At 66.1% G+C, this 16,872-nt stretch carries 19 protein-coding genes; 12 read left to right on the forward strand and 7 right to left on the reverse strand.

Annotated features, from left to right (window positions below):
• Positions 1-17: 17 nt before the first annotated feature.
• Positions 18-863, reverse strand: a complete 846-nt coding sequence (locus HLA98_RS16375; protein WP_057500679.1) for a glycine zipper 2TM domain-containing protein — start codon at positions 861-863, stop codon at positions 18-20.
• A gap of 163 nt (positions 864-1,026) precedes the next feature.
• Here HLA98_RS16375 and HLA98_RS16380 point away from each other — a divergent pair, with 163 nt between their 5' ends.
• Together HLA98_RS16380 and HLA98_RS16385 are read left to right on the forward strand one after the other, a co-directional pair.
• A complete protein-coding gene (locus HLA98_RS16380) occupies positions 1,027-1,242 on the forward strand; it encodes a DUF6116 family protein (protein ID WP_049449187.1) in 216 nt (71 codons plus the stop codon).
• Positions 1,239-2,012, forward strand: coding sequence for a TatD family hydrolase (locus HLA98_RS16385; RefSeq protein WP_057500666.1), 774 nt, complete (start codon positions 1,239-1,241; stop codon positions 2,010-2,012). Before HLA98_RS16380 ends, HLA98_RS16385 begins: the two co-directional genes overlap by 4 nt.
• 78 nt (positions 2,013-2,090) lie before the next feature.
• Here the strand turns inward: HLA98_RS16385 and HLA98_RS16390 are convergent, their stop codons facing one another.
• Positions 2,091-2,918, reverse strand: a complete 828-nt coding sequence (locus HLA98_RS16390) for a tRNA threonylcarbamoyladenosine dehydratase (protein WP_057500667.1) — start codon at positions 2,916-2,918, stop codon at positions 2,091-2,093.
• Between the two features lie 80 nt (positions 2,919-2,998).
• Here HLA98_RS16390 and HLA98_RS16395 point away from each other — a divergent pair, with 80 nt between their 5' ends.
• Positions 2,999-3,433, forward strand: a complete 435-nt coding sequence (locus HLA98_RS16395; RefSeq protein ID WP_057500668.1) for a cytochrome c — start codon at positions 2,999-3,001, stop codon at positions 3,431-3,433.
• Between the two features lie 135 nt (positions 3,434-3,568).
• A complete protein-coding gene (locus HLA98_RS16400) occupies positions 3,569-4,063 on the forward strand; it encodes a glycine zipper 2TM domain-containing protein (protein WP_049449195.1) in 495 nt (164 codons plus the stop codon).
• A 72-nt stretch (positions 4,064-4,135) separates the two neighbouring features.
• Here HLA98_RS16400 and HLA98_RS16405 read toward each other — a convergent pair whose 3' ends face one another.
• The gene (locus HLA98_RS16405) at positions 4,136-4,345 is read right to left on the reverse strand and encodes a cold-shock protein (protein WP_010486802.1); all 210 of its coding nucleotides are present in this window, start codon (positions 4,343-4,345) and stop codon (positions 4,136-4,138) included.
• A 235-nt stretch (positions 4,346-4,580) separates the two neighbouring features.
• Here HLA98_RS16405 and HLA98_RS16410 point away from each other — a divergent pair, with 235 nt between their 5' ends.
• From HLA98_RS16410 to arsC, 3 genes are all read left to right on the forward strand, one after another.
• The gene (locus tag HLA98_RS16410) at positions 4,581-5,066 is read left to right on the forward strand and encodes a DUF456 domain-containing protein (protein ID WP_057500669.1); all 486 of its coding nucleotides are present in this window, start codon (positions 4,581-4,583) and stop codon (positions 5,064-5,066) included.
• A gap of 118 nt (positions 5,067-5,184) precedes the next feature.
• A complete protein-coding gene (locus HLA98_RS16415) occupies positions 5,185-6,339 on the forward strand; it encodes a phospholipase A (RefSeq protein ID WP_049449197.1) in 1,155 nt (384 codons plus the stop codon).
• Entirely contained in the window at positions 6,339-6,680 is a 342-nt protein-coding gene (gene arsC, locus HLA98_RS16420; RefSeq protein WP_057500670.1) for an arsenate reductase (glutaredoxin), read from the forward strand. The genes HLA98_RS16415 and arsC overlap by 1 nt, the downstream gene beginning before the upstream one ends.
• Positions 6,681-6,774: 94 nt before the next feature.
• On the opposite strand, the gene HLA98_RS16425 is transcribed toward arsC, so the two are convergent.
• The 3 genes from HLA98_RS16425 to HLA98_RS16435 all read right to left on the reverse strand — a co-directional run bounded on the left by HLA98_RS16425 (position 6,775) and on the right by HLA98_RS16435 (position 9,448).
• Positions 6,775-7,410 carry a glutathione S-transferase family protein gene (locus tag HLA98_RS16425; protein WP_049449201.1) on the reverse strand — a complete coding sequence of 212 codons (636 nt, stop codon included), beginning with the start codon at positions 7,408-7,410 and terminating at the stop codon, positions 6,775-6,777.
• A 57-nt stretch (positions 7,411-7,467) separates the two neighbouring features.
• Complete coding sequence (locus HLA98_RS16430; protein WP_057500671.1) at positions 7,468-7,806, reverse strand: hypothetical protein; 339 nt, start codon at positions 7,804-7,806, stop codon at positions 7,468-7,470.
• Positions 7,807-7,930: 124 nt separating this feature from the next.
• Entirely contained in the window at positions 7,931-9,448 is a 1,518-nt protein-coding gene (locus HLA98_RS16435; RefSeq protein WP_057500672.1) for a fumarate hydratase, read from the reverse strand.
• Between the two features lie 147 nt (positions 9,449-9,595).
• On the opposite strand from HLA98_RS16435, the gene HLA98_RS16440 reads away from it, so the two are divergent.
• The 4 genes from HLA98_RS16440 to HLA98_RS16455 all read left to right on the forward strand — a co-directional run bounded on the left by HLA98_RS16440 (position 9,596) and on the right by HLA98_RS16455 (position 13,951).
• Positions 9,596-10,492 carry an RNA polymerase sigma-70 factor gene (locus HLA98_RS16440; RefSeq protein ID WP_057500673.1) on the forward strand — a complete coding sequence of 299 codons (897 nt, stop codon included), beginning with the start codon at positions 9,596-9,598 and terminating at the stop codon, positions 10,490-10,492.
• A gap of 36 nt (positions 10,493-10,528) precedes the next feature.
• Positions 10,529-10,981, forward strand: coding sequence for a carboxymuconolactone decarboxylase family protein (locus HLA98_RS16445; RefSeq protein ID WP_057500674.1), 453 nt, complete (start codon positions 10,529-10,531; stop codon positions 10,979-10,981).
• A 239-nt stretch (positions 10,982-11,220) separates the two neighbouring features.
• Complete coding sequence (locus HLA98_RS16450) at positions 11,221-13,092, forward strand: ABC transporter ATP-binding protein (RefSeq protein WP_057500675.1); 1,872 nt, start codon at positions 11,221-11,223, stop codon at positions 13,090-13,092.
• A gap of 79 nt (positions 13,093-13,171) precedes the next feature.
• On the forward strand, positions 13,172-13,951 hold the full coding sequence (locus HLA98_RS16455) for a ferredoxin--NADP reductase (protein WP_049449213.1): 780 nt from the start codon (positions 13,172-13,174) through the stop codon (positions 13,949-13,951).
• A gap of 94 nt (positions 13,952-14,045) precedes the next feature.
• Here the strand turns inward: HLA98_RS16455 and HLA98_RS16460 are convergent, their stop codons facing one another.
• Positions 14,046-14,525: a glutathione peroxidase gene (locus tag HLA98_RS16460; RefSeq protein WP_057500676.1), complete on the reverse strand. Its 480-nt coding sequence runs from the start codon at positions 14,523-14,525 to the stop codon at positions 14,046-14,048.
• 129 nt (positions 14,526-14,654) lie between these two features.
• On the opposite strand from HLA98_RS16460, the gene HLA98_RS16465 reads away from it, so the two are divergent.
• A complete protein-coding gene (locus HLA98_RS16465) occupies positions 14,655-16,823 on the forward strand; it encodes a M3 family metallopeptidase (RefSeq protein WP_057500677.1) in 2,169 nt (722 codons plus the stop codon).
• Positions 16,824-16,872 lie beyond the last annotated feature (49 nt).

A 16,872-nucleotide genomic window follows, 5' to 3' on the forward strand; every position in this document is an offset into this window, starting at 1 on the left:
TGCATGCTGCGTCGGGATTACTGGCGCGTGGCGGCCGCGGTGGTACCGGCAGCGGCGGTCTGCGTGACCAGCTGGCCATCGACCACCGGCAGGCGATCGCTGGCCGGCTTGTTGTCCATGCGCACGGTCTTCTCGGCGCCGTCGTAGCGGTAGGTCACGTTGTAACCCTTCACCACGTCGTTGGTACCCATGGCAATGCGGTTGCCCGGCTTGCTGGCCATGCGCATGGTGCCGGTGGTGCCGTCCTCGTTGCGATAGGTCACGTTGTAGCCGGTGACGCGGCTCGACTCCGAGGTCGCGGTCTCGGTGTGGCACTGGCGCTCGGTGCGGTTGACCACGCGGCCACCCACATGGCGCTTGTCGATCTGGTTGCCGATGAAGCCACCCGCCACGGCACCGGCTGCGGTCGCGGCTTTCTTGCCGTTGCCGCCGCCGACCTGGTTGCCCAGCAGGCCACCCACCACGGCACCGACCACGGTGCCGCCGACGTTGCCGTCACGTTCCGGCAGGCGCTCCTGCACCGTCACGTCCTGGCAGACTTCATGAGGGGTCTGGGTGGTGGACGTCTCACGCACCGCATCGGTGCCGATCACGGTGGCGTAGGCCTTCTGCTTCTCGGTGATCGGGTCGACCTTCAGAACATCGGCATATTCAAGCCCGCGCGGCGCGGAGGGGTCCAGCTTGTCACCACGTGCGCCGTCGTCAGCGGCATTGCCGTCAACGAGGCGCGATTCGCCATTGGGGGTTCCGGCGCTGATGGAATCGGGCGACGTGCCGCCACTCTTCATGAAGGCGGCGGTGGCGATGCCACCGACCAGCAGCGCGCCCGCTGCGACCAGGACAGTTGTAGTTGTGCTTTTCATGACCTGCTCCTTGCGGACCATCCGCAACGTTCTCGGGCCAGATTGCAGCATGCGCTGCCTGAACGGAATCTCCACATTTCCTGCTCATTGCTGTAACCCATTCAGCATCGGGAAATGCTGGGCCCGTGGTAGCGTTTGCATATTCCCCAGGAGGATTCCCGCCATGGCCAACCCGATGCTGCTGCCGGTACTGCAATGGGCACGCCGGCTGCGCTACCCCACCCTGTTCAAGCTCACCGCCGGCCTGTTCGCGCTGACCCTGTTCATCCCGGACCCGATTCCGTTCGTCGATGAGCTGGTATTGGGCTTCGGCACCCTGCTGCTGGCCAACTGGAAGCGCCGCAACGCTGCCACGCCACCACCGCTGGAACAGCGTTGAGCCTGCTGGTCGACAGCCACTGCCACCTCGATGCCGACGAGTTCGACAGTGACCGCGCCGCCGTGATCGCACGCGCGCAGGCCGCTGGCGTGCGGCTGCAGGTGGTGCCGGCGGTGACCGCGGGCAGCTGGCCGAAGCTGCGCGAGGTCTGCAGGCAGGCACCGGGACTGTACCCGGCCTATGGCCTGCACCCGATGTTCCTGGCCGAGCACCGGCCCGGCCACCTGCCGCTGCTGCGCGAGTGGATCGAGCGCGAACGCCCCTGCGCGATCGGCGAATGCGGCCTGGACTTCTTTGTCGAAGGCCTGGATGCCGAGGCGCAGCAGGCGTACTTCATCGGTCAGCTGGAACTGGCCCGTGAGTACGAACTGCCGGTGATCGTGCATGCACGGCGTGCGGTGGATGCGGTGATCACCGCGATCCGTCGCGTCGGCAGCCTGCGCGGCGTGGTGCACAGCTTTTCCGGCAGTCCGGAACAGGCGGCGCAACTGCACAGGCAGGGCTTCCTGCTCGGGCTCGGCGGCCCGTTGACCTACGAACGCGCGCAGCGGCTGCAGCGGCTGGTGCGCGAAATGCCGCTGGAACAACTGCTGCTGGAGACTGACGCGCCCGACCAGCCCGACGCCGGCATCCGCGGCCAGCGCAACGAACCGGCACGGCTGGCGGTCATCGCCCGCCATGTGGCCGCGCTGCGCGGGATGGAGCTGGACGCCGTGGCCCAGGCCACGACGGAGAATGCGCGGCGGCTGTTCGCGCTGCCGGCAATGTAGCGGAAGGTGCCGGCCGGTGGCCGGCATCTGCGCTGTTTCAATCGTTCCGGAGTTGCCGGCCAGCGGCCGGCACTACCCTCACGCGTCGGCGTGATCCTCGACCACTTCGGCCTTCACCTTCTTCGGCTCCAGCAGCATTTCCAATGCCTTGCCCACCGCTGCGAAGGCGAACGCGCCAGTGATGTGGGTCGCCGCGCCCAGGCCTGCGCCACAGTCCAGTTTCAGTGCCGCGTCGGCACCGAGGTTCGGGCGGATGCCACAGACGCTGCCATCAGCCTGCGGGTACTTCACGTTCTCCAGCGAATACACCGCCGGCACGCCGAAATAGCGCTTGGCGTTCTTCGGAAAATTGAACTCGCTGCGCAGCTTTTTGCGGATCAGCGCCAGCATGGCATCGTGCTCGGTGCGCGAAACATCGCGGATCCGCACCAGGGTGGGATCGGTACGCCCACCGGCGGCGCCGACGGTCAGCAGTGGCAGCTTGCGGCGGCGGCACCACGCAATCGTCTCGACCTTGACCCGGAAGCTGTCACAGGCGTCGATCACCAGATCGAAGCCCCGGTCCAGCAGCTCGGCCATGTTGGACACCGTCAGGAACGCCTGCACCGCATCAACCTCGATGTCCGGGTTGATCGCGCGGCAGCGCTCGGCCATCGCCTCGCCCTTGTTGCGGCCGTAGTTGCCTTCCATCGCCGGCAGCTGCCGGTTGGTATTGGACACGCAGATGTCATCGGCATCGATCAGGGTCAGGTGACCGACCGCGGAGCGCGCCAGCGCTTCCACCACCCATGAGCCGACACCCCCCATGCCCACCACCGCCACGCGGCTGCCCTGCAGGCGCTCGAGCGCACCCACGCCATACAGCCGTTCGATGCCGGCGAAGCGTTGTTTGACCTGTTCGTTCATCCGGCTATTTTAACGTGCAGGCGTCGGCGCCTGCAGCGCACCGGCATCGAACCCACCGTTGCACGCCCGGAGAGCCCGCCATGAACGCCAGCCCGCCCCGCCGCCCGTCCACCGCCTACCGCTATCTGTTCGTGCTGTGCCTGGGCCTGCTGATCGGCCTGATCGCCACGGTCATGGTGGGCCGCGCCCTGCAGGCGCGCCGCGACCCGTTCCCGGACAGCCTGATGCAGGTCATGCAGCGGCAATCAGAGCTGCTGCAGCAGGCCCGGCAGCAGAACCGCTGCAGCCTGGCCGACAGCGTGCCGCGCCTGCAGGCCGTACGCCTGCTGTCCAATGATCTGGATCTGGCCTTTCCCGGGCTGAAGGACAACGCGCAGTTCCAGCAGCACGCCAGCCAGCTGCGCGGCAACCTCAACGCCGCGCTGGCGTCTCCGCCCAGCGACTGCAAGGCACTGGCCCAGGTGGTGGAAACGGTGCAGGCCGACTGCCGCGCATGCCACCAGGACTTCCGCTGAGCCGCATTCATCCTGCAGCCGGGCAAGGCACGCATGGTTGGCGCGTCGTTCACGTTCGAAAGGAGAGGATTCGTCCACCCTGCTGCATGACGCAGTACCACCCAGACACCCGCCTTCACGGCCAGGAGACGCCCCATGAAGATCCAGCTCATTGCCGCCAGCGCCATCGCTACCCTCGCCCTGGCAGGCTGTGCCACCTCACCCGGCTACGGCGGTGGTGGCTACAACAACGGCTACAACAATGGCGGCTACGGCAACAATGGTGGCTACAACCAGGGCCGCTGCGCCGACTGCGGCATCGTCACCCGCATCAGCACCGTACAGTCCGGCCGTACCGCCCCCAGCGCTACCGGCGCCATCCTCGGCGGCATCGTCGGCGCCGTGGCCGGCCATGAGATCTCCGACCACACCGGTGGCAGCCGCGGCAACAAGAACATCGCCGCCGCCGCAGGCGCGGTCGGTGGCGCGCTGGCCGGCAACCAGATCCAGAAGAACGTGACCAGCGATACCTACGACATCAGCGTGCGCATGGACGATGGCCGCACCATCGTGGTGAACCAGCGCGACCTCGGCGGCATCCGCGAGAACACCTACGTGCGCGTGGTCAACGGCAAGGTCATCCTGCGCTGATCCGCACCGGGCCATGCGCAAAGAAAAAGGCCCGCTTGCGCGGGCCTTTTTCATGCCGACAGGCGGCGGGTATTACACCGGCTGCACCTTGTCAGCCTGCAGACCCTTCTGGCCCTGCACGACTTCGAAGCTCACAGTCTGGCCTTCCTTGAGGCTCTTGAAGCCCTGGGTCTCGATGGCGCGGAAGTGCACGAACACGTCCTCGCCATTCTGCCGGCTGATGAAGCCGAAGCCCTTCGCATCATTGAACCACTTTACGGTACCGGTCTCGCGATCAGCCATCTCACTAACTCCCTTTGACTCTCTCTTGTTGTTGGAAACGCCTGGTGGGCGGCTGACAAGCAAGGGGGAAGCGAGGTGCATCGATGCAGCGGATCGGGAAGATCTTGCTTCATCAGGCCACGATCCACGGTGACCTTGCCAAGCTCAGCGACTGCAACTTAACCCGCCCAAAACGAAAAATCAACTGGCAAAATCTTTCACTGTCAACCCCAAAACGGCCACCATACGGGACAGCATGGGACTCTCATTCATCTTATATCTGCTAGCGGTCATTTTTGTCCTCGTCGGCATCGCCGGAATCATTCTTCCGGCCCTGCCCGGGGTCCCGCTGGTGTTCATCGGACTGCTGCTGGCAGCGTGGGCCGACGGCTTCGTCCATGTGGGCTGGCCAACCCTGGTCGCACTGGGTGTACTGACCGTGCTCTCACTGCTGGCGGACGTGCTGGCCACAGTGGTGGGCGCGCAACGGGTGGGCGCCAGCCGGAAGGCGCTATGGGGTACGTTCGTCGGCAGCATCGTCGGCCTGTTCTTCATGCCGATCGGTTTGTTCGCCGGTCCGCTGATCGGCGCCCTGCTCGGCGAGTATTGGCACACCCGCGAGCTGGGCCGCTCGACCAAGGTCGGCCTGGCCACCTGGCTCGGCATCCTGCTCGGCCTGGCGCTGAAACTGGCGGTGGTGATCGCGATGCTGGGGCTGTTCGCCTTCGCCTGGTTCCTGTGAGCGGCGCAGCCTTCACGCCACACGCACGCAGTGGCCGTGCATATACCGTGGGGCTGGCCGCAATCCGGTGCAGCCGCCACACTGTGCGATCCCCATAGTCACCGAAGGGCCTGCTGGAATGACCCTCCCCTCGCTGCTTCCCCGCCTTGCACCGCTGGCGCTGGCCCTGGCCAGTGCGCCGCTGGCCGCGCAGGAGTTCGTGCCCAGCACCGACACCTCGCCGGCCGCTTGCGCGGCCATCACCACCGACGCGGCGCGCCTGGCCTGCTATGACCGGCTGTTCGCGCACACCCCGCAGGCCACGGCGGCTGCCGACGCCGCTGCCGAGGCGGCCGCGCAGGCCCTTCGCGAAGAGCGCAAGACCGCACGCGTGAGCCAGGGCGAAGAGAAACTGCGCGAACGGGTCAGCGACCTGTTCCGTCCGGCAACACCGGACAGCGCACTGGCCAACGCCGGCCGTGGTTCGTTGCTGGACAGCCGCTGGGAACTGGCCGAAGACTCCAAGCTGGGTCCATTCCAGCTGCGTGCCTACAAGCCGGTGTACCTGCTGCCGGCGTTCTGGACCAGCGACCGCAACACCACGCCGCATTCGCCGAACCCGGCCAACACGGTCACCACGCCGCAGGTGCTGGACAGTGCCGAACTGAAGTTCCAGATCAGCTTCAAGACCAAGATCGCCGAGAACCTGTTCGGCGACAACGGCGATATCTGGGCCGGCTACACCCAGAGCTCGCGCTGGCAGGCCTACAACGGCGAGGATTCGCGCCCGTTCCGCGAAACCAATTACGAGCCGGAAGTGATGATGGTGTTCCGCAACGGCTATTCGATCGGTGGCTGGCGCGGGCGCATGACCGGCATCGCGCTGAACCACCAGTCCAATGGCCGCGCTGATCCGCTGTCGCGCAGCTGGAACCGGGTGATGCTCAACATCGGCCTGGACCGTGAGAACTGGGCGCTGGTGCTGCGGCCGTGGTACCGCATTCCCGAGACGCGCAGCGACGACAACAACCCGGACATCGAGGATTACATGGGCCGCGGTGACGCGACCCTGACCTGGAACCGCAACGGCCACGAAGTCTCTTTGATGGCGCGCCATTCGCTGCGCACCGGCAGCCGCTCGCACGGCGCCCTGCAGCTGGACTACGGCTTCCCGATCAGCAACCTGCTGCGCGGCCATGTGCAGGTCTTCGACGGCTACGGCGAAAGCCTGATCGACTACAACCACAAGGCTACCTACGTGGGTGTGGGCGTGTCCCTGCTGGAGTGGTTCTGATGGACGTGACGATCTGGCACAACCCGGCCTGCAGCAATTCACGCGGCGCATTGAAGCTGATTCGCGATGCGGGCTTTGAGCCGGAGGTGATCGAGTACCTCGGCAATCCACCCGATGTGGCCACACTGCGCCAGGTGCTGGCCGAATCCGGATTGAGCGCGCGTGATCTGGTGCGCAGCAAGGAAGCGCAGTTCGCCGAACTGGGCCTGGAAGATGCAGGCGAGGCCACGCTGCTGGCCGCGATGGCCGAACATCCGCGGCTGATCAACCGCCCCGTGGTGCGCACGGACAAGGGCACGCGGCTGTGCCGCCCGCCCGAAACGGTGCTGGAGATCCTGTAATCCGCACTGCGTTGGTAGAGCCGAGCCATGCTCGGCTGCATTCATGGACTGCACGCGAACAGCAGCCGAGCATGGCTCGGCTCTACAGAACAGGTTACCGCCAGTCGGTGATGCCTTCGCGGCGGTACACCTCGGCGAACGCCGGGCGCGCCTTCATCGACGTGGCATGTGCCTTGAGCTCCGGCCAGGTGTCGCTGGGCTTCGGCATGTTGCGCGACCAGCGCATCAGCATCACCAGCATGTAGTCGACCACGCAGGGCGTGGTGCCCAGCAGGTAAGGGCCATGCGCCTGCAGGTGCGTGGCCACATGCTGCCAGGCCGCTTCAAGGCGCTGACGGGCCATCTCGCGACTCGCCTCGACGTTCGCCTCGCCCGCCACCTCATGCGGATAGAACCAGGCGCGATAGGCCGGCTGCAGCGTATTGGCACACCAGAACATCCAGCGGTAGGCATCGGCGCGCTGCGGCGTGCCCAGCGCGGGCAGCAGGTTGGCGTCCGGATGGCGATCAGCCAGGTACAACGCAATGGCCGCCGCTTCGGTCAGTACCAGGCCATCGATGAGCAGCGTCGGCACCACACCGGCCGGATTCAGTGCCAGGTACTGCGCCGACTTGTGCTCGCGCGCGTCGAAATCCAGCAGCACCAGTTCGTGCTCGATGCCCAGCTCGATCAGCAGCCAATGCACCACCAGGGCGGCGGTGCTGGTTGAACCATACAGCGTGGTGCTCATGCGCGGGTCCTGTGTGGATGGATCGACCGATTATGCGCCCACACCGGCTGTCGCCGCTCAGCCGCAACTGCTCATGCAGGTATCGCGGCGTTCGCCACAGGACATCATCGGCGCGCGCATCGTGCAGTCATGCGCCTTCAGTTCACAGGAACGGCGCAGTTCGGGGTTGGAAACGTCCTTGCAGCGCTTGTCCGGCGCCGGCACCACCTGCTGCTCGCAATTGCTCTGGCGACTGCCGAGCGAATCGTTCTGGGCCATGCAGCTGCGATAGCTGGCCTGGCATTGCATGCGGCACTGCGCGGAGGCAGGGAAATCCGCGCCTTCGTACGACGCTGGGGTGTTGCAGCCAGCCAGCGCCAGCAGCATGCCTACCACGATGAATCGATGCAGGGCCATGGACACGTCCTGTGCGAGGGTGCGCCGACCGTAGCAGAGCAAGGGCTACAGGCGCGTTAATCCTCCCTCCAGTTGCAACAACGGCGCCACACGGGCGCCGTTGTCTGCACCGAAACGTGCGGAATTACTCCACCACCACCGGAATCTTGCCGATGCGGGCCTGCCATTCGCGCGGGCCGGTCTTGTGCACCGATTCACCGGTGGAGTCGACGGCCACGGTCACCGGCATGTCCTGCACGGTGAACTCGTAGATCGCTTCCATGCCCAGGTCGGCGAAGCCGACCACCTTGGCCGCCTTGATCGCCTTGGACACCAGGTAGGCCGAACCACCGACGGCCATCAGGTAGGCCGACTTGTGCTTCTTGATGGCCTCGATGGCGGCCGGGCCGCGCTCGGCCTTGCCGACCATGCCCAGCAGGCCGGTCTGTGCCAGCACCTGCTCGGTGAACTTGTCCATGCGGGTCGCCGTGGTCGGACCGGCCGGGCCCACCACTTCGTCGCGCACCGGATCGACCGGGCCGACGTAATAGATGAAGCGACCCTTCAGATCGACCGGCAGTTCCTCGCCCTTGTTGAGCATGTCGACGATGCGCTTGTGGGCAGCATCGCGGCCGGTCAGCAGCTTGCCGTTGAGCAGCAGGGTCTGGCCAGGCTTCCAGCTGGCCACGTCTTCCGGCGTGATCGTGTCCAGGTCCACGCGGGTGCCCTTGGACGCGTCGTAGGTCAGCTTCGGCCAGTCTTCCAGCGACGGCGGGTCCAGCATCACCGGGCCGCTGCCATCGAGGGTGAAGTGCGCATGGCGGGTGGCCGCGCAGTTCGGGATCATCGCCACCGGCAGGTTGGCCGCGTGCGTCGGGTAGTCGTTGATCTTGATGTCGAGCACGGTGGTCAGACCGCCCAGGCCCTGCGCACCGATGCCCAGCGCGTTGACCTTCTCGTACAGCTCGAGGCGCAGCTCTTCGATGCGGTTGGACGCGCCACGCGCCTGCAGCTCGGTGATGTCGATCGGCTCCATCAGCGCTTCCTTGGCCAGCAGCATCGCCTTCTCGGCGGTGCCACCGATGCCGATGCCGAGCATGCCCGGCGGGCACCAGCCGGCGCCCATGGTCGGCACGGTCTTCAGCACCCAGTCGACGATCGAGTCGGACGGGTTGAGCATGGCGAACTTGGTCTTCGCTTCCGAACCACCGCCCTTGGCGGCGACGATCACGTCGACCTTGTTGCCCGGCACCACCTTCACGTTGACCACGCCCGGGGTGTTGTCCCTGGTGTTGATGCGCTTGCCGGCCGGATCAGCCAGCACCGAGGCGCGCAGCTTGTTGTCCGGGTGCATGTAGGCGCGGCGCACGCCTTCATTGGCCATGTCTTCCACGCCCATGGTGGCGTCGTCCCAACGCACGTCCATGCCGATTTCCAGGAACACGGTGACGATGCCGGTGTCCTGGCAGATCGGACGGTGGCCTTCGGCGCACATGCGTGAATTGATCAGGATCTGCGCCATCGCTTCCTTCGCGGCCGGCGACTCCTCGCGCTCGTAGGCGGCGGCAAGGTTCTTGATGTAATCGACCGGGTGGTAGTACGAGATGTACTGCAGCGCGTCGGCGATGGACTGGATGAGGTCTTCCTGCTTGATCGATGTCACGACTTGCTCGCTTGCTGGAGGCTGGCGGGGGTAATCCGCCCATTTTACCCCCTCCCCCGGCCGCAGGGTGGTAGTACCGGCCGCTGGCCGGCAATATCCACGCAAGCCCTCTGTCACGCCACGCGCCACTGCGGCGTCCTTGCCCACATGAACGCCGAAACCGCTTTCCAGACCCACCGCCCGCGCCTGATGGCCCTGGCCTACCGCCTGCTCGGCAGTCGCGCCGACGCCGAAGACGTGGTCCAGGATGCCTGGCTGCGCTGGTCCGGTGCCGATCCGGCGGCCGTCCGCGACCCCGAAGCCTGGCTGGTCACCACCACCACCCGGCTCGGCCTGGACCGGCTGCGCGCGGCCAAGCGCGAGCGCGTGCACTACGTCGGCCCATGGCTGGCCGAGCCGCTGGCGGTCACCCTGGAGCCCGACCCGGCGCCCGGCCCGGCCCAGCTGCATGCGCTGGCCGACGACGTCTCGGTCGCCTTCCTGACCCTGCTCGAACAGCTCGGCCCCGAGGAACGCGCCGCCTTCCTGCTGAAGGAGGCCTTTGACCACGACTACCGCGAAATCGCCGACCTGATCGGCCACAGCGAGGCCAACTGCCGGCAGCTGGTGCATCGCGCCCGGCAGCGGTTGCAGGCCGGACGACCGCGCTTCAACGCCGATGCCAGCCAGCACCGGCAGCTGCTGGCGCGCTTCATGGATGCCTCGCAGCGCGGCGACAGCAAGGCGATCCAGGCCCTGCTGCACACCAACGCGTTGCTGGTGTCCGACGGCGGCGGTGTGGTCACCGCAGCGGTGCGCCCGCTGCTGGGCGCCGAGCGCATCGGTCGCCTGTTCTGGGCCATTGCCCGCCGCGGCGCGGTGCATCCGGCGCAGTTGGGCTACGTCAACGGCGAGCCGGCGATCCTGCGCTTCCAGGGTGGCCGCCTGCACTCGGTCACCACCATCGAAGTGGTCGATGGCCGCATCGCCAACGTGTACAGCGTGCTGAATCCGGAAAAGTTGCCGAAGGTTGTCACGCGCGGTGACGGTGCGGCGTCCTGGTAGTGAAAGGCGGCCATCGTGGTCGCCGTGGAGCCCCCGATGTCCAATCACACTTCTCCCCGCGTCCCCTACACCCGCCTGGCTGCCGATGCCTTCAACGGCCTGCTGGCCACCAGCCAGGCGGTGCATGACAGCTCGATCGATCCGACCCTGATGGAACTGGTGTTCCTGCGCGTGTCGCAGCTCAACGGCTGCGGCTACTGCATGGACATGCACGGCACGGCGCTGCGCAAGGGCGGCATCGAGCCGCGCAAGCTGGACACCCTGCCCGCCTGGCACGAAAGCCGTTTCTTCGATGCCCGCGAGCGTGCAGCGCTGGGCTGGGCCGAGGCACTGACCCGGCTGACTGACGGTGCGCCGTCGCAGGCGGCGTTCGACGCGCTGGCACCGCACTTCGATGAGAAGGGCATCAGTGACCTGAGCATGGGGATTGCAGTGATCAACGCCTGGAACCGTCTGGGTGCGGGCCTGCTGCCGCCGCTGCCGGCCTGACCCACCCCGGCTTCGAGAGGTTCCAGCACCTGTTGGCAGGTGTCGACCTTGGTCGACACGGTAGATCCACGCCGTGCGTGGATGCGGGAGGGTCGGATCCCTTCGCTTCGCGAAGGGCTCTGATCCCCTCTGGGTCGCTGGGTTCATAGCCCTTTGCCGTGCAAAGGGATCTGACCCCGATGTCGGCCACACGGCTGCACTGACCCCCTCTGCACGTATCAGGCGCGCACAATACGCGCATGCCTGCCACCCCCACCGCTGGCGCTGCCGCCGCGAAGAAACCCAGCCTGCGCCAGCGCTTCAGGGCCATGCGCAACCTGCCGCCGTTTCTGCGCATGGTCTGGCAGACCAGCCCTGCGCTCACCCTGGCCAGCCTCGGGCTGCGCCTGATCCGCGCCCTGCTGCCGGTGGCGATGCTGTACGTCGGCAAGCTGATCATCGACAGCGCCCTGCACCTGAGCCAGCACGATGCCGGCTTCCCGCCGCTGGGGGAGGCGCTGTCCAGCGGCGTGCTCAATCCACTGCTGGGCCTGCTGGCGCTGGAATTCGGCCTGGCCATCGCCTCGGACCTGCTCGGCCGTTTGGTCAGCTATGCCGACGCCCTGCTTTCCGAACTGTTCGCCAACGTCACCAGCATCCGCCTGATGGAACACGCGGCAACGCTGGATCTGGAGGACTTCGAGGACCCGGACCTGCAGGACAAGCTGGACCGCGCGCGGCGCCAGACCATGGGCCGGATGAACCTGATGAGCCAGCTGTTCGGCCAGGTGCAGGACGCGATCACCGTGGCCAGCCTCGCCGTCGGCCTGCTGGTGTATGCGCCGTGGTTGATCCTGCTGCTGGCGCTGGCGCTGGTGCCGGCCTTCATCGGCGAATCGCACTTCAACGCAGCCGGGTACAGCCTCAACTTCCAGTGGACGCCCGAGCGCCGCCAGCTCGACTACCTGCGCCAACTCGGCGCCAGCGTGGAAACGGCCAAGGAAGTGAAGATCTACAACCTGCACCGCTTCCTGGTGGAGCGCTACCGGCGCCTGTCGGTGGCGTTGTTCCAGGCCAACCGGGCGCTGGCCCGGCGCCGCGCGTTCTGGGGCACGCTGCTGGCCGCGCTGGGTACGCTGGGTTACTACACCGCCTATGCCTACATCGCCTGGCGCACGGTGCGCGGCGATTTCTCGATCGGCGACCTGACCTTCCTCGCCGGCAGCTTCCTGCGCCTGCGCCAGCTGCTGGAGGGCCTGCTGATCGGGTTCTCGCAGGTGGCCAGCCAGGCGCTGTACCTGGATGACCTGTTCTCTTTCTTCCAGATCGAGCCGGAAATCCACTCGCGGGAAGACGCCGCGCGCGTGCCGCAGCCGATCCGCCAGGGCTTCGTGTTCGAGAACGTCGGCTTCCGCTATCCCGATGCCGAACAATGGGCGGTGCGCCATCTGGATTTCCAGCTGCACGCCGGCGAAGTGCTGGCCCTGGTCGGCGAGAATGGCGCGGGCAAGACCACACTGGTCAAACTGCTGGCACGCCTGTACGAACCGGACGAGGGCCGCATCCTGCTCGATGGCCGCGACCTGCGCGACTACGACCTGGACGACCTGCGCGCCAACCTCGGAGTGATCTTCCAGGACTTCGTGCGCTACAACCTCAGCGCTGGCGAGAACATCGGCGTCGGTCAGGTCGAGGCGATGGATGACCAGGCACGCATCGCCGATGCCGCGCGGCGCGGCATGGCCGAGGAAGTGATCGACGACCTGCCCGGCGGCTACGACCAGCTGATCGGCCGCCGCTTCAAGCAGGGCGTGGACCTCTCTGGCGGCCAGTGGCAGAAGATCGCCATTGCCCGCGCGTGGATGCGCAATGCGCAGGTGATGATCCTGGATGAGCCAACGGCAGCGCTGGATGCGCGCAGTGAGTTCGAAGTGTTCCAGCGGTTCAGGGAGCTGGCGGATAATCGTACGGCAGTGCTGATTTCCCACCGCTTCTCTTCGGTACGCATGGCCGATCGCATCCTGGTGCTGGCCGATGGCCGGATCGAGGCCAGTGGCACCCATGAGCAACTGATGGCCGAAGGCGGCCGTTATGCCGAGCTGTTCGAGCTGCAGGCGGCCGGTTATCGCTGAGAACGCCTCTCGTTCCGCCCAATGAGAACTTGTCTCATTTGAGATAGAATCCCTCCGACGACTTTTGATAGATACGCCCATGTCCTCCGCTTTTGGCGCCGAAACGGTGCTTGAGGTCCGTCACTGGACCGACGCCTACTTCAGTTTCACCACCACCCGCGACAGCGGCTTCCGCTTCGAGAACGGCCAGTTCGTGATGATCGGCCTGGAAACCGAGGCGCGGCCGCTGCTGCGTGCGTATTCCATTGCCAGCGCCAACTGGGAAGAGCACCTGGAGTTCTTCAGCATCAAGGTGCAGGACGGCCCGCTGACCTCGCGTCTGCAGCACATCAAGCCGGGTGACAAGGTGCTGGTCGGCAAGAAGCCCACCGGCACCCTGTTGATCAGCGACCTGCACCCGGGCAAGAACCTGTACCTGCTGGGCACCGGCACCGGCATGGCACCGTGGCTGTCGGTCATCAAGGACCCGGAAACCTACGAACGCTTCGAGAAGGTGATCCTCTGCCACGGCGTGCGCTACGAAAAGGACCTGGCCTATCGCGATTACTTCGAGAAGGAACTGCGCGAGCATGAGTTTCTGGGCGAGATGATCGGCGACAAGCTGCTGTACTACCCGGCGGTCACCCGTGAGCCGTTCGCCAACCAGGGCCGCCTGACCCAGCTGATGGAAAGCGGAGAGATGCAGCGCACCCTCGGCCTGCCGGAGCTGAACCCGGAAAACGACCGCGCGATGATCTGCGGCAGCCCGCAGATGCTGGCCGACCTGCGCAGTGTGCTCGACGCCCGCGGCTTCCAGGTCTCGCCTCGCATCGGCCAGCCGGGCCACTACGTGTTCGAGCGCGCGTTCGTCGAGAAATAAGGCGGCGCACCGGTAGAGCCGAGCCCACGCTCGGCTCGCGCGCACCGCGCGCCCTCAATGTCGGCCGGACAAGCAGCCGAGCGTGGGCTCGGCTCTACAACACCGCTTCGATCGCGCCGCGCAGTTGTTCCGGCTTGGTGGTGGGTGCAAAGCGATCCACCACGTTGCCCTGGCGATCGACCAGGAACTTGCTGAAATTCCATTTGATGCGGGCGCTGCCCAGCAGGCCGCGCTTCTGGCGTGACAGCCATGCCCACAACGGATCAGCCCTCTCGCCGTTGACCTCGATCTTCTCCGACAGCGGGAAGCTGACCGGATAATCCAGCGAACAGAACTGGCGGATCTGCGCGGCGTCGCCGGGCTCCTGTGCACCGAACTGGTTGCACGGGAAGCCGATCACCACCAGGCCACGCTCGCGGTAGTCCTGCCACAGCTGCTCCAGCCCGGTGTACTGCGGGGTGAAGCCACAGCGGCTGGCGACGTTCACCAGCAGCAACGGGTGGCCGTGATAACCGGCCAGCGCCTGCGGCTGGCCGTCGAGGTCGCGGAAGCTGAAATCGTAGGCAGTGGTCATGGCAGCGGGCCGTGGGCGGTGACTGCATGGTACCCGCGCCCGGCCCGGTAACATGCCTTTTGACACAAGTGCGGGCGCCGCCGGCCGGGTTACCCTCGGGCCCTTGTTTGCCTTACCGGAGTTCCTACCTTGACCACTCGCCTTGCCCTTGCCGTGGCCATGTCCCTCGGCCTTGCCCTGCCCGCCTTCTCGGCCGGCGCCGCCACCCCGGCTGCCAGCACCAATGCCCAGCAGGCCAATCCGTTTTTCGCCGAAAGCCCGCTGCCGCTGCACTTCCCGCAGTTCGACAAGATCAAGGACAGTGACTTCGCCCCGGCCTTCGACGCCGGCATGGCGCAGCAGCTGAAGGAAGTGGAGGCAATCGCCAACAACAAGGCCAAGCCGACCTTCGACAACACCATCATCGCCCTGGAAAAGAGCGGTGACATCCTCGACCGTGCGACCACTGTGTTCTTCAGCCTGGTCGGCGCCGACACCAACGACACCCGCAAGAAGCTGCAGGCCGACTACTCGGCCAAGTTCGCCGCGCACAGCGATGCGATCGCGCTGAACGGCAAGCTGTTCGCCCGCATCCAGGCGCTGTATGACACCCGCAGCCAGCTGGGCCTGGACGCCGAAGGCGTGCGCCTGGTCGAGAAGTACTACGACAACTACGTGCGCGCTGGCGCCAAGCTGTCCGAGGCCGACAAGGCCAAGTTGAAGGACATGAACGCCGAGCTGGCCAACCTCGGTACCAAGTTCAGCCAGAACGTGCAGTCGGAAGTGAACGCCTCGGCGATCACCGTCGACGACGTCAAGGAGCTGGACGGCCTGTCCAAGGAGCAGATCGCCGCCGCCGCCGAAGCCGCTAAGGCCCGCGGCCAGGACGGCAAGTATGTGATTACCCTGCTCAACACCACCGGCCAGCCGCCGCTGACCAACCTGGCCAACCGCGCCCTGCGCCAGAAGATCTACGAAGCCTCGACCACCCGCGGCAGCCGCGGCGGTGAGTTCGACAACACCGCGCTGGTCTCGCGCATCATGCAGCTGCGTGCCGACAAGGCCAAGCTGATGGGCTTCCCGAACTTCGCCGCCTACAACCTGACCAACCAGACCGCCAAGACCCCGGAAGCAGTCAACGCGATGCTGGGCAAGCTGGCCCCGGCCGCGGTGGCCAACGCCAAGCGCGAAGCCGCCGACCTGCAGGCGATGATCGACAAGGAACAGAAGGCCGCGCGCAAGCCGACCTTCCAGCTGGAACCGTGGGACTGGGCCTTCTACAGCGAGAAGGTGCGCCAGGCCAAGTACAACTTCGACGAGTCGCAGCTGAAGCCGTACTTCGAGATGAAGAACGTGCTGGAGAACGGCGTGTTCTACGCCGCCGGCCAGGAATTCGGCCTGACCTTCAAGCAGCGCACCGACCTGCCGGTCTACCACGATGACGTCACCGTCTACGATGTGTTCGACGCCGACGGCAGCCAGCTGGCGATCTTCATCTTCGACCCGTATGCACGCGCCTCCAAGCGCGGTGGTGCGTGGATGAACTCCTACATCTCGCAGTCCAAGCTGACCGGCTTCAAGCCGGTGGTCGCCAACCACCTGAACATCCCGAAGCCGCCGGCCGGCCAGCCGACCCTGCTGACCTGGGATGAAGTGAACACCACCTTCCACGAGTTCGGCCACGCCCTGCACGGCATGTTCTCCAACGTGAAGTACCCGTACTTCTCGGGCACCTCGGTGCCGCGTGACTTCGTCGAGTTCCCCTCGCAGGTCAACGAGATGTGGGCCGACAACCCGGTCATCCTGAAGAACTACGCCAAGCACTACCAGAATGGTTCGGCGATGCCGCAGGCACTGCTGGACAAGGTGCTGGCGGCGGCCAAGTTCAACCAGGGCTTCGCCACCACCGAGTACCTGGGTGCAGCCATGCTTGATCAGCGCTGGCACCAGATCGGCGCCGACCAGGTGCCGGCCGCCAAGGACGTGATGGCCTTCGAGCGCGCCGCGCTGGAGAAGGACGGCATCTACTACGCGCCGGTTCCGCCGCGCTACAAGACCCCGTACTTCAGCCACATCATGGGCGGCTACTCGGCCGGTTACTACGCCTACATCTGGTCGGAAGTGCTCGACGCCAACACCCAGAAGTGGTTCAAGGACAACGGCGGCCTGAGCCGCAAGAACGGCGACCACTTCCGCGCCACCCTGCTGTCCAAGGGCGGCAGTGTGGATGCCATGCAGCTGTTCCGCGATTTCGCCGGCCACGAGCCGCAGATCGAACCGCTGCTGGAAAAGCGTGGCCTGACCGGCGCCGGCAACTGATCGCCGCTGCGGCAGCCTGAAACGAAAACCGCCCGGGAAACCGGGCGGT

The sequence above is a fragment of the Stenotrophomonas africana genome, from assembly GCF_013004645.1.
In the GTDB taxonomy this organism is placed as follows: domain Bacteria; phylum Pseudomonadota; class Gammaproteobacteria; order Xanthomonadales; family Xanthomonadaceae; genus Stenotrophomonas; species Stenotrophomonas africana.

What these genes read in the sequence shown, in the direction of transcription:
- HLA98_RS16400 (WP_049449195.1), top strand. Translation starts at nt 3,569, where the DNA reads ATGAAGATCCAGCTCATTGCCGCCAGCGCCATCGCTACCCTCGCCCTG.
- HLA98_RS16410 (WP_057500669.1), top strand. Translation starts at nt 4,581, where the DNA reads ATGGGACTCTCATTCATCTTATATCTGCTAGCGGTCATTTTTGTCCTC.
- HLA98_RS16460 (WP_057500676.1), bottom strand. Translation starts at nt 14,525, where the DNA reads ATGACCACTGCCTACGATTTCAGCTTCCGCGACCTCGACGGCCAGCCG.
- HLA98_RS16415 (WP_049449197.1), top strand. Translation starts at nt 5,185, where the DNA reads ATGACCCTCCCCTCGCTGCTTCCCCGCCTTGCACCGCTGGCGCTGGCC.
- HLA98_RS16405 (WP_010486802.1), bottom strand. Translation starts at nt 4,345, where the DNA reads ATGGCTGATCGCGAGACCGGTACCGTAAAGTGGTTCAATGATGCGAAG.
- HLA98_RS16450 (WP_057500675.1), top strand. Translation starts at nt 11,221, where the DNA reads ATGCCTGCCACCCCCACCGCTGGCGCTGCCGCCGCGAAGAAACCCAGC.
- arsC (WP_057500670.1), top strand. Translation starts at nt 6,339, where the DNA reads ATGGACGTGACGATCTGGCACAACCCGGCCTGCAGCAATTCACGCGGC.
- HLA98_RS16390 (WP_057500667.1), bottom strand. Translation starts at nt 2,918, where the DNA reads ATGAACGAACAGGTCAAACAACGCTTCGCCGGCATCGAACGGCTGTAT.
- HLA98_RS16425 (WP_049449201.1), bottom strand. Translation starts at nt 7,410, where the DNA reads ATGAGCACCACGCTGTATGGTTCAACCAGCACCGCCGCCCTGGTGGTG.
- HLA98_RS16455 (WP_049449213.1), top strand. Translation starts at nt 13,172, where the DNA reads ATGTCCTCCGCTTTTGGCGCCGAAACGGTGCTTGAGGTCCGTCACTGG.
- HLA98_RS16440 (WP_057500673.1), top strand. Translation starts at nt 9,596, where the DNA reads ATGAACGCCGAAACCGCTTTCCAGACCCACCGCCCGCGCCTGATGGCC.
- HLA98_RS16375 (WP_057500679.1), bottom strand. Translation starts at nt 863, where the DNA reads ATGAAAAGCACAACTACAACTGTCCTGGTCGCAGCGGGCGCGCTGCTG.
- HLA98_RS16380 (WP_049449187.1), top strand. Translation starts at nt 1,027, where the DNA reads ATGGCCAACCCGATGCTGCTGCCGGTACTGCAATGGGCACGCCGGCTG.
- HLA98_RS16445 (WP_057500674.1), top strand. Translation starts at nt 10,529, where the DNA reads ATGTCCAATCACACTTCTCCCCGCGTCCCCTACACCCGCCTGGCTGCC.
- HLA98_RS16430 (WP_057500671.1), bottom strand. Translation starts at nt 7,806, where the DNA reads ATGGCCCTGCATCGATTCATCGTGGTAGGCATGCTGCTGGCGCTGGCT.
- HLA98_RS16395 (WP_057500668.1), top strand. Translation starts at nt 2,999, where the DNA reads ATGAACGCCAGCCCGCCCCGCCGCCCGTCCACCGCCTACCGCTATCTG.